Raw genomic sequence first — 10,054 nt, forward strand, 5'->3', positions numbered from 1 at the left:
GATCTACGCCAAGCTGGAGGGCCAGAACCCGGGCGGGTCGTCGAAGGACCGCATCGCCCTCGCGATGGTCGACCAGGCCGAGCGCGACGGGGTGCTGCGCCCCGGCGACACGATCCTCGAGCCGTCCTCCGGCAACACCGGGATCGGCCTGGCGCTCGTCGCCAAGCTCCGCGGGTATCGGGTCCGGGTCGTGATGCCGAAGAACGTCTCGGTCGAGCGCCGCCAGCTCCTGGAGATCTTCGGCGCCGAGATCGTCTCCTCGCCCGGGGAGGAGGGGAGCAACGGCGCGATCCGCCTGGCCGAGAAGCTGGCCGCCGACGACCCGACCCTGCGGCTGCTCTTCCAGTACGGCAACCCGGCTAACCCGCTCGCGCACTACGAGGGCACGGGCCCCGAGATCCTGCGCGACTGCCCCGACGTCGACGTGTTCGTGGCCGGGCTCGGCACCAGCGGCACGCTGATGGGCGTCGGCCGGTTCCTGAAGGAGCGCCGCCCGTCGGTGCGAGTCGTCGCGGTCGAGCCGCCGGCGGGGGAGCTCGTGCAGGGGCTCCGATCGCTCGAGGACGGCTTCGTTCCCCCGATCCTCGACCCCGGCGTGCTGGACCGGAGGCTGATCGTCCGCGCTCGCGAGTCGATCGAGTGGCTGCGACGGCTCCTGAACGAGTGCGGCGTCTTCGCCGGCATCTCGTCGGGTGCGGCCGTCGCGGGGGCGGTGAAGGCCGCCGCCGAGCTCGAGCACGGGACGGTGGTGGTGCTCCTGCCCGACGGGGGCTGGAAGTACCTGTCGTCGGGGGCCTGGACCGACCCGCTCGACGTCGTGGCCGAGCGGGCCACGCAGATCAACTACTGGTGAGGCCGCTCCACCATCCCGAACGCCCGTGGCACGGGTGGCGGCGCCGGGCGCGCCGCTCTGCGGCCGGACGACGATGCCCGGCGTGACCGTCGGCCCCGAGGTCCTCGACGACGCGGTCGAGGTGCTGCGCCGAGGCGGGCTCGTGGCCTTCCCCACCGAGACCGTCTACGGCCTGGGCGCCGACGCCACGAACCGCGACGCGCTGCACCGCCTCTACGCGGTGAAGGGACGCCCGGCACGCCACCCGGTGATCGTGCACGTCGCCGCCGGCGCGCCGCTCGACGAGCTGCTGGCGCCGTGGGCGGCGGCGATCCCCCCGGCGGCACGGTCGCTCGCCGAGTCGTGTTGGCCCGGGCCGCTCACGCTCGTGCTCCGACGCGCCGTCGGCGTGCTCGACGAGGTCACCGGCGGTCGCGACACCGTCGGGCTGCGGGTTCCCGACCAGCCGCTGGCCCAGGACCTGTTGACCCGGTTCGGCGGCGGCGTGGCGGCGCCGTCCGCGAACCGGTTCGGGCGGGTCAGCCCGACCACCGCCGCGGACGTGCGGGCCGACCTCGGCCTCGACGTCGACCGGATCCTCGACGGCGGCCGCTGCCAGGTCGGGGTCGAGTCGACGGTCGTCGACTGCTCGGACGGCCGCCCCGTCGTGCTCCGGCTCGGCGGGGTCAGTCGGGAGCGGCTGGAGGCGATCGTCGCCGGGCCGGTGCCGGTCTGCGACGACGGCACGCGCCCGGCGCCCGGCACCCTGGCCTCGCACTACGCCCCGCGAGCCCGGGTGGTCCTCGTCGCCGCGCCCGAGGTGTCAGCCCGGGCGAGCGACCTCGTCGCCGCCGGGGCCCGGGTCGGGCTGCTCGCCGCCGTCCCGCCGGCCGACCTGCCCCCCGGTGTGACGGTCCTCGCCGCCCCCGCCGACGTCGACGAGCTCGCGCGCGACCTCTACCGGCTGCTCCGCGACGCCGACCGCCAGCGCGTCGACGTCCTGCTGGCCGTCCCGCCCGAGCCGGTCGGAATCGGCGCCGCGGTCGCCGACCGTCTCGCTCGCGCCGCACGCGTCGCCGAGCCGCGACCATGACGAGCCCGGCGCCGGTCGGCGTGTTCGACTCCGGACTCGGTGGTCTCACGGTGGTGCGCTCCCTGCTCGACCTGCTCGGAGACGAGCCCGTCCTCTACTTCGGCGATTCGGGACGCTTCCCCTACGGACCGAAGCCTCGTGACGAGGTGCTGAAGTACTCGCTCGAGATCGGCGACCTCCTCGTCGATCGCGGCGCACGCGTGGTGGTCGTGGCCTGCAACAGCGCCGCCGCCGCCGCGCTCGACGCCCTCGCGGTCCGCCTCGCCGTCCCGGTCATCGGGGTGATCGAGCCCGGGCTGCGCGCCGCGGCGCGGGCCAGCGGGTCGGGGCGCGTCGGCGTGATCGGGACCGTCGGCACGATCGCGTCGGGCGCCTACCAGCGCGCGGCCTCACGGCTCGACCGGTCGCTCGAGCTCGTCTGCGCCGCCTGTCCCGGGTTCGTCGAGTTCGTCGAGGCCGGCGACGTGGACTCCGACCAGGTCCACGTGCTCGCGGAGCGGCTCCTCCAGCCCCTCCGGGCCGCCGCCGTCGACACCGTGGTGCTCGGCTGCACGCACTACCCCCTGTTGGCCCGTACGATCGGCGACGTCATGGGCCGCGACGTCGTCCTCGTCTCGAGCGCCGACGAGACCGCGTTCGCAGTCCGCGGCCTGCTCGGCGGCGGCACCGGGGCCGCGACGGGCGTCGAGCCGCCCCGGTTCATCACCAGCGGCGACCCCGAGCGGTTCCGACGTCTCGGCGCCCGCTTCCTCGGGCCCGAGGTCGAGGCGGTGGAGGCGTGGTCGTGGAGCTGACCGTGCTCGGGTGCTCGGGCTCCTACGCGGGCCCCGACGGCGCCGGCTGCAGCGGCTACCTCGTCCGAGAGGGCGGCACCGCGATCTGGGTCGACTGCGGCAACGGCACCTTCGGGGCGCTCCAGGCGCGGCTTCCCGTCCGCGACGTCAGCGCCGTCGTGCTGACCCACGAGCACCCCGACCACTGCGTCGACCTCTACGGGTTGCACGTGATGCTGCGGTACGCGCTGCACCGCGCCAACCTGCCCGTCTACGCCCCGGCCGGCCTCGGCGAACACCTGGGGACGCTCGTGGGCGGCGACTGGGGCGACGCCTTCGAGTGGCACGTCATCGACGAGCGCGCACCGGTCACGATCGGTGCCGCCACGCTCCGGTTCTCGCGCACCGACCACCCGCCGCCGACGTACGCGGTCGAGGTCGCGGCGGGCGGGTCGCGCCTCGTCTACACCTCGGACACCGGGCCGGGCTGGAGCGTGGCCGCGTTCGGGCACGACGCCGACCTCGTGCTCTCGGAGGCCACCTACCTCGACGGGCAGAAGCCGGTGCCGATCCACCTGTCGGCCAAGGAGGCGGGGACGGCGGCGCGGGCGGCCGGCGCCCGTCGGCTCATGCTCACCCACGTGTGGCCCGAGATCGACCGCCGGCTGACCCTCGCCGAGGGCTCCGCCGCCTTCGGCGAGCCGGCGCTGCTCGCCGCCCCCGGCCTCGTGACGACGGTCGGCTAGGCGCGTGGGCCCCCGTCGCGACGGCCGGGAGCCGGACGAGCTCCGGCCCATCACCTTCACCCGGGACTTCACCGAGTTCGCGGCGGGCTCGGTGCTCGTGGAGTTCGGTCGCACCCGGGTGCTCTGCACCGCGTCGGCCGAGGAGCGGGTGCCGCCGTGGCTCCGAGGCTCCGGACGGGGCTGGGTGACGGCGGAGTACTCGATGCTCCCGGGGTCCACGAGCGAGCGCACCGACCGGGAGGCGGCGCGGGGGCGGCAGTCGGGCCGCACCCAGGAGATCCAGCGGCTCATCGGCCGGTCGCTGCGGGCGGTGACGGACCTGTCCACGATGGGCGAGGTCCAGGTGATCTTGGACTGCGACGCGCTGCAGGCCGACGGGGGGACCCGCACCGCGTCCATCTGCGGCGCCTACGTCGCGCTCCACGACGCCTGCACCCGGCTCGTCGCGACCGGCCGGCTGGCCTCGCACCCCATCACCGACGCCTGCGCGGCGGTGTCGGTCGGCGTCGTGGACGCGCTGCCCTGCCTGGACCTCGACTACTCCGAGGACGCCCACGCCGAGGTGGACATGAACGTCGTGATGACCGGCAGCGGCCGCTACATCGAGGTGCAGGGGACCGCCGAAGGAGCGCCGTTCTCGCGCGGGGAGCTCGACGCCCTGCTCGGCCTGGCCGAGCTGGGGATCGCCGACATCGTCGCGCTCCAACGCGAGCTCGTCGGCGAGCCGCCGCCGAACCGGCGCCGCTGACGGTGCGGTTCGTGCTCGCGACCGCCAACCCCGGCAAGGCGCGCGAGATCGACGCCATCCTCGCCGGCGCCGGGCTCCCGCTGGAGCTCGCGCCCCGCCCGGCGGCCGTCCCCCCGGTCGACGAGCCCGGCGCCACCGTGGAGGCCAACGCCCGCCACAAGGCGCGGGCGGTGCGGGACGCGACCGGCGCCGCCGCCATCGCCGACGACACCGGGCTCGAGGTCGACGCCCTCGGGGGCGCCCCCGGGGTGCGGTCGGCGCGCTTCGCCGGGCCCGAGGCCACCGACGAGGACAACGTGAGACTCCTGCTCGAGCGGCTCCGCGGCGTCCCGCTCGAGCGCCGGCGGGCGCGGTTCGTCACCGTCGCCGTCGCCAGCTTCCCCGACGGCCGCGAGCTCGCCGCCATCGGGACCGCCGACGGGACGATCGCCAGCGAGCGGCGCGGCCACAGCGGGTTCGGCTACGACTCGGTGTTCATCGCCGACGCCGGGGACGGCCGCACCTTCGCCGAGCTCACCCCGTCCGAGAAGGACGCCTGCTCGCACCGCGGCGCCGCGTTCCGTACGCTCGCCGAAGGCCTCGCCATCCTCGACCAGGCCGGGCACTTGGACCCGCCGGAGCCCGGGCCCGGTAGCGGCGAGCCCGCCGAGGAGGTGTGACGTGGCGGTCATCGACGTGGCCGGCTTCGTCGCCGACCTCAAGGACCACGCCGTCGAGCACGGCTTCCACGTCCACGACGAGCGGCACTTCGTCGAGAGCTACTCGCTGCGCCAGACCTGGGAGGTCGACGTCCACCCCGAGGAGGGCTGCGAGGGCCCGGTGGACCTCTACCTGTCGCTCGAGGTCGACCCCCGGACCCTCCTCGGCTTCGAGGACGCGGTGATGGCCCGGCCGGAGGGCGACGACCCGCCCGACGACTACGTCTTCCCCCTGAACTTCACCTGGGGGCTGCCACCCCTGCCCCAGGACCCGGACCTGCTCGTGCTCGCGACCGACCTCGCCGGCATCGGCGGGCCCGACCTGCCCCTCGAGGTGTCGGCGATCGACTCGATCCCGTCGGCAACCGAGGCCCCCGAGCGGGCGTTGCGCGTGGTGGCGCACCAGCGGGTGTCGCTCCTGCGCATCCGAGACGGCGACGCCGTCTCCTGCGAGCTGCTCGACCGGTGCCTTGAGGTGAGCCGGTTCCTGCTGGCCCGCGCCGAGGGCTGGCTGGGTTAAGACACCAGCGACTCGCTGAAGAGCCGGGCCCGGCCGCGCCCCTCGTGCTTGGCCCGGTAGAGGGCGATGTCGGCGTCGCGGATCAGGCCCGAGATCCCCTCCTCGCCGCCGTGCGAGAACGCGATCCCGATGCTGAGCCCCACGCGCACCTCGTGGCGGTCGATCGCGAACGGCTTCGAGACCGTCTCGATGATGCGAGAGGACAGCTCGAGCATCTGGTGCTCGCCCCGCGGGTTCTCGCAGAGGATCACGAACTCGTCCCCGCCGAGCCGGGCGAGCACGTCACCGGCCCGCACCGCCTCCCGCAGGCGGCGCGCCACCATGCCGAGGAGCAGGTCACCGGTGTCGTGGCCGTAGCTGTCGTTGACGAGCTTGAAGCCGTCGAGGTCGAGGAACAGCACCGCCAGCTCCTCGCTGGTGCGGCCGGCGCGGGCCAGCGCCCGCTCGCCGATCTCCCGGAACAGGGCCCGGTTCGGGAGGCTCGTGAGCGCGTCGTGGGTGGCCTCGAACTCGAGCCGGCGCTGGGCCGCCTTCATCTCCGAGATGTCGTGCGCGATCGTGGCGATGCGGGCCACGTTGCCGTCGTCGTCCCGGTGCGCCTGCACCGTCACCGCGACCGGGATCCGCCGTCCGTCCGGGTCGACGAGCTCGAGCTCACCGGACCAGACGCCGCGGCGGCGCACCTCCGGCATGATCTCGGTGCGCAGGCGCTCTCGCGACACCGCCGACGACAGCGCCGAGACGTGCTGCCGCTCCCGGGCGCCGAGGAGGGCGCGGGCCGACCGGTTCGCGTAGACGATCGCGCCGTGCGGGTCCGAGACGACGACGAGCTCGTTCGTGGCGTCGAGGATCTCCACCATGCCCGACGCTCGGCGTTCGGCGAACTGGCGCTCGGTGACGTCGCGGGCGTTCGTGACCACGCCCTGCACGGACGGCTCGTCGGTCAGGTCGCTCACGACCGCCTCCATGAGCCGCCACGACCCGTCCCGGTGTCGGGCCCGGTACCGGATCGGCTCGGCGACGCCGCGGGCGAACTGGTCGAAGGCGCTCTGCTCCACGCGGTCGATGTCGTCCGGGTGGATGAGGTCGCGGGCGTGGGTCCCGACGAGCTCGGAGGGCTCGTAGCCGAGGACCATCCGCGACGACGGGCTCACGTAGTGCAGGACCCCGTCCAGGTCGTTCACCGTGATGAGGTCGGACGCGTGCTCGACGAGCGCGGCGAAGCGGTCCTGGGCCTCGCGGAGGGTGGCCTCGCTCTCGAGCCGCTCGGTGATGTCGCGGGTGTTGACGACGAGGCCGCCCACGGCGGGGTGGTGGAGCAGGTTCTGCCCGACCGCCTCGACCCACCGGTAGGAGCCGTCGCGACGGCGGACCCGGCACGTCACCGTGTCCGTCGCGCCCGGCTCCGGGAGGACCCCGGCCAGCTTCGAGGCCACCAGGTCGAGGTCGTCCGGGTGCACGAGCTCGGTGGCGGCCATGCCCACCGTCTCGGTGTTGGGCCGGCCGATGAGGGTCTCGGCCGCCGCGCTGAGGTAGACGAGGCGGCCCTCGGCGTCGAGGACGAGGATCGGGTCCGACGAGTGCTCGAGAAGGGCGGCGAGCCGCTCCTCGGCGGCGTCGCGCTCGGCCTCCGCCCGGACCTGCTCGGTCACGTCGGTGACGTCGGCGGCGAAGTAGAGGGGCTGGCCGTCGTCGCCCTGGACGTGCCAGACGGTGAAGCGACCCCACACGGTGTCGCCGCCGGGACGCACGAAGCGGACGTCGATGGTGACGCGGTCGACCCGACCGGCCGCCAGGGGACCGAGCCCGGCGCGGACCCGGGCCCGGTCGTCGTCGTGCACGGAGTCGATCCCCGCCGCGCCGGTGAGCTCCTCGGGGCGGCGGCCGAGCAGGTCGGCGAAGGCGCGGTTGACCTGCAGCCATCGGCCCTCGAGGTCGACGAGGGCCCGACCGACGGGCGAGTGCCGGAACGCGGTGGTGAAGCTGTGCTCGAGCGCTTGGACCCGGCGCTCGAGGCGCTGGCGCTCGGTGATGTCGCGGGCGATGAGCACGATGCCGCGGACCGCGGGCTCGTCGAGCAGGTTCGTCGCCAGGACCTCGACCTCGCGCCAGGTCCCGTCGTCCGCCCGGGCCCGCAGGCGCAGCGGCGCCCGTGTCGGTCCGGCGGCCAGGCGGGCGAGACCGCGAGCCGCGCGGCGCGCGTCATCCGGGTGGACGAGGTCGAGCACGCGGCTGCCGACCTTGGCGCGCCGGTCGTGACCCAGTACCCGCTCGCTGGCCTCGTTGGCCCACAGGATCGTCCCCTCGGCGTTGACGACCGCCACCATGTCGGAGATCGTCTCGACGAGGCCGATGAGTCGGGTCAGCGCCGAGCCGCGGTCCTGCTCCCCCTGATTGGTTGCCATCACCGTGCCTCCGGGGCGAGGCCTCCCAGGAGGGTTGATCGGCGTCCCGGGCGTCCGACCTGAGGCCCGGCGGGCGGGGCTGCGCTCGAACCGGCGCCGCGGGCGAGCAGAATGCTGGGCATGCCCATGCGGGCCGACTGTCGGCACTACGAGAGCCGGACCTACGACTCCGGCGAGGTGGTTCGGCGCTGCAAGCTCGACCTGGCGCCCGAGGCGCCCTGGCGCTGCCCCGACGACTGCCCCAGCTTCACGCGCCGGCGGATGGACGCGGGCTGGCACTACGGCAGCCTCCGCCAGGACCAGCCCGCCCGCGGGCACGAGCCCGCGGGCGAGGACGTGGCCGCGCTCTTCGACGCCGCCGAGGAGATCGTGAACACGGCCGCCCCCGACATCCTCGCCGACTTCGCGTCCCCGAAGCGGCGCAAGCTCCGCCGCCGCAAGGGCAAGAAGGGCAAGTAGCGCGCCGACTGAGCGACGGTGCGAGCGGGGGGAGTCGAACCCCCACGCCCCGAGGGGCACCGGGACCTAAACCCGACGCGTCTGCCAGTTCCGCCACGCTCGCGTCGCGTCATTCTCGCACCGCCTCGCGAGCGGGTAGCGTCCCGGGCCGTGACCGACGTGGCCGCCCGGGTTCCGCTGGTCGACTACCTCGTCATCGACGACGGCGACCCGTACCTGGTCGCCAACGAGTCGACCGAGTCGGGCGCCCTGTACTTCGACCGTCGCAACGCCGACGCCAAGTCCGGTCGTCCGGGGTTCACGCGCCGGCGGCTCGCCGACACGGGCGCGGTGCGGACCTTCACGATCGTGCACCGAGCCGCCCCCGGCGTGCCGACCCCCTACGTGTCGGTCGTCGTCGACCTCGACGGGGGCGGGACCGTGAAGGCCAACCTCATCAACGTGGATCCGGACCCGGCGCGGGTGCGGGTGGGGATGCCCGTCCGACTGACCACCTACACCGCCGGGACCGACGACAATGGGACCGAGGCCGTGGCCTTCGCCTACGAGCCCGCGTGACCGCGAGAGGAGCGCTCGATGGCTGACAACGACGTTTGGATCCTCGGCGCGGCGATGACGAAGTTCACCCGCTACCGGGACAAGGACGTGATCGACCTGGCCGCGGAGGCGTCGCTCGCGGCGCTCGACGACGGTGGGGTCACGATCCACGACATGGACGTGCTCGGGGCCGGCAACCTCATGGAGGCGGCGAGCGGGATCGGGCAGCGGATCCAGAAGCAGATCGGCCAGACCGGCATCCCGGTGTTCAACGTCGCCAACGCCTGCGCCACCGGCGCCACCGCGGTCCGATGCGTCTACCTCTCGATCCGGGCCGGCGAGGCCGACGCGGGGCTGGCCGTCGGCTGCGAGCAGATGGGCAAGGCCGGGCTGCTCGGCGCGTCGGCCCGCTCCGATCAGCACGTCTTCGAGCCCTCGGGTCGCTACGGGTCGGTGATGAGCGTCGAGGGGCGCCTCGGCACCACCCTGATGCCGGGCGTCTTCGCGCAGGCGGGCATCGAGTACGCGGGCGAGCACGACGGGGTCGGCTTCGAGCAGTTCGCCAAGGTGGCCGAGAAGAACCACGCCCACTCCACCCTGAACCCGCTGGCCCAGTACCAGAAGGCGTTCAGCCTCGAGGAGGTCATGGGCGCCGACATGATGGCGTACCCGAACACGCTCCTCATGTGCTGCCCGACGGGCGACGGCGCCGCCGCGCTGGCCCTGGTCTCGGAGGCGAAGCTCCGGACCCTGTCTGAGGAGCAGCGCCGACGGGCGGTGAAGATCTCGGCCTCGGTCCTGACGTCCGACCCCTGGACCGAGGCCGACCAGGTGCAGCCCGACGTGAACACGCTCACGCGCGCCGCCGCCGACCGCGCCTACGAGCAGTCCGGTGTCGACCCGAAGGACCTCGACCTCGTCGAGCTCCACGACTGCTTCGCGACGGCCGAGCTCATCCACTACGACAACCTCCGGCTCTGCGATCCGGGCGAGGCGGGCAAGTTCATCGACGAGCGCGGCCCGTGGCGCGACGGGGCCATCCCGGTCAACGTCTCGGGGGGCCTGATCTCGAAGGGGCACCCGCTCGGCGCCACCGGCGTCGCCAACCTGTTCGAGGTCGCGACCCACCTCCGGGGCGAGGCGGGCGACCGTCAGATCGAGGGCGCCCGCGTCGGCCTCACGCACGTCATCGGCCTCGGCTCGGCCTGCGCCGTGCACGTGCTCGAGAAGGCCGCGGCCTAGC

The 10,054-nt window shown here is 74.2% G+C and carries 11 protein-coding genes and 1 tRNA gene; 10 read left to right on the plus strand and 2 right to left on the minus strand.

Annotation, left to right across the window (positions count from 1 at the left end):
• The 7 genes from VG869_06195 to VG869_06225 all read left to right on the plus strand — a co-directional run.
• Positions 1-853 (plus strand): cysteine synthase family protein (locus VG869_06195; GenBank protein HEV3450781.1); only part of this gene is annotated, 853 nt, incomplete at its 5' end.
• Between the two features lie 82 nt (positions 854-935).
• Positions 936-1,925 carry an L-threonylcarbamoyladenylate synthase gene (locus VG869_06200; GenBank protein ID HEV3450782.1) on the plus strand — a complete coding sequence of 330 codons (990 nt, stop codon included), beginning with the start codon at positions 936-938 and terminating at the stop codon, positions 1,923-1,925.
• Entirely contained in the window at positions 1,922-2,719 is a 798-nt protein-coding gene (gene murI / locus VG869_06205) for a glutamate racemase (protein HEV3450783.1), read from the plus strand. The genes VG869_06200 and murI overlap by 4 nt, the downstream gene beginning before the upstream one ends.
• Positions 2,710-3,444, plus strand: coding sequence for an MBL fold metallo-hydrolase (locus VG869_06210; GenBank protein HEV3450784.1), 735 nt, complete (start codon positions 2,710-2,712; stop codon positions 3,442-3,444). Before murI ends, VG869_06210 begins: the two co-directional genes overlap by 10 nt.
• A gap of 4 nt (positions 3,445-3,448) precedes the next feature.
• Complete coding sequence (rph, locus tag VG869_06215) at positions 3,449-4,192, plus strand: ribonuclease PH (GenBank protein ID HEV3450785.1); 744 nt, start codon at positions 3,449-3,451, stop codon at positions 4,190-4,192.
• 11 nt (positions 4,193-4,203) lie between these two features.
• A complete protein-coding gene (gene rdgB, locus VG869_06220; protein ID HEV3450786.1) occupies positions 4,204-4,851 on the plus strand; it encodes an RdgB/HAM1 family non-canonical purine NTP pyrophosphatase in 648 nt (215 codons plus the stop codon).
• 1 nt (position 4,852) lies between these two features.
• A complete protein-coding gene (locus VG869_06225) occupies positions 4,853-5,410 on the plus strand; it encodes a hypothetical protein (GenBank protein HEV3450787.1) in 558 nt (185 codons plus the stop codon).
• Here VG869_06225 and VG869_06230 read toward each other — a convergent pair.
• Positions 5,407-7,815, minus strand: a complete 2,409-nt coding sequence (locus VG869_06230) for a PAS domain S-box protein (GenBank protein ID HEV3450788.1) — start codon at positions 7,813-7,815, stop codon at positions 5,407-5,409. The genes VG869_06225 and VG869_06230 overlap by 4 nt on opposite strands.
• Before the next feature lie 120 nt (positions 7,816-7,935).
• On the opposite strand from VG869_06230, the gene VG869_06235 reads away from it, so the two are divergent.
• The gene (locus tag VG869_06235; protein ID HEV3450789.1) at positions 7,936-8,274 is read left to right on the plus strand and encodes a hypothetical protein; all 339 of its coding nucleotides are present in this window, start codon (positions 7,936-7,938) and stop codon (positions 8,272-8,274) included.
• A gap of 19 nt (positions 8,275-8,293) precedes the next feature.
• Here the strand turns inward: VG869_06235 and VG869_06240 are convergent.
• A tRNA-Leu gene (locus VG869_06240) sits at positions 8,294-8,377 on the minus strand.
• Between the two features lie 56 nt (positions 8,378-8,433).
• Between VG869_06240 and VG869_06245 the strand changes: the two genes are divergently transcribed.
• Both VG869_06245 and VG869_06250 read left to right on the plus strand, forming a co-directional pair.
• Positions 8,434-8,832 (plus strand): OB-fold domain-containing protein, encoded by a 399-nt coding sequence (locus tag VG869_06245; protein ID HEV3450790.1) that lies wholly within the window; start codon positions 8,434-8,436, stop codon positions 8,830-8,832.
• Between the two features lie 18 nt (positions 8,833-8,850).
• Positions 8,851-10,053, plus strand: coding sequence for a beta-ketoacyl synthase N-terminal-like domain-containing protein (locus VG869_06250; GenBank protein ID HEV3450791.1), 1,203 nt, complete (start codon positions 8,851-8,853; stop codon positions 10,051-10,053).
• The last annotated feature ends 1 nt before the right edge of the window (position 10,054 follow it).

The sequence above is a fragment of the Acidimicrobiia bacterium genome (genome assembly GCA_035948415.1).
In the GTDB taxonomy this organism is placed as follows: domain Bacteria; phylum Actinomycetota; class Acidimicrobiia; order IMCC26256; family PALSA-555; genus PALSA-555.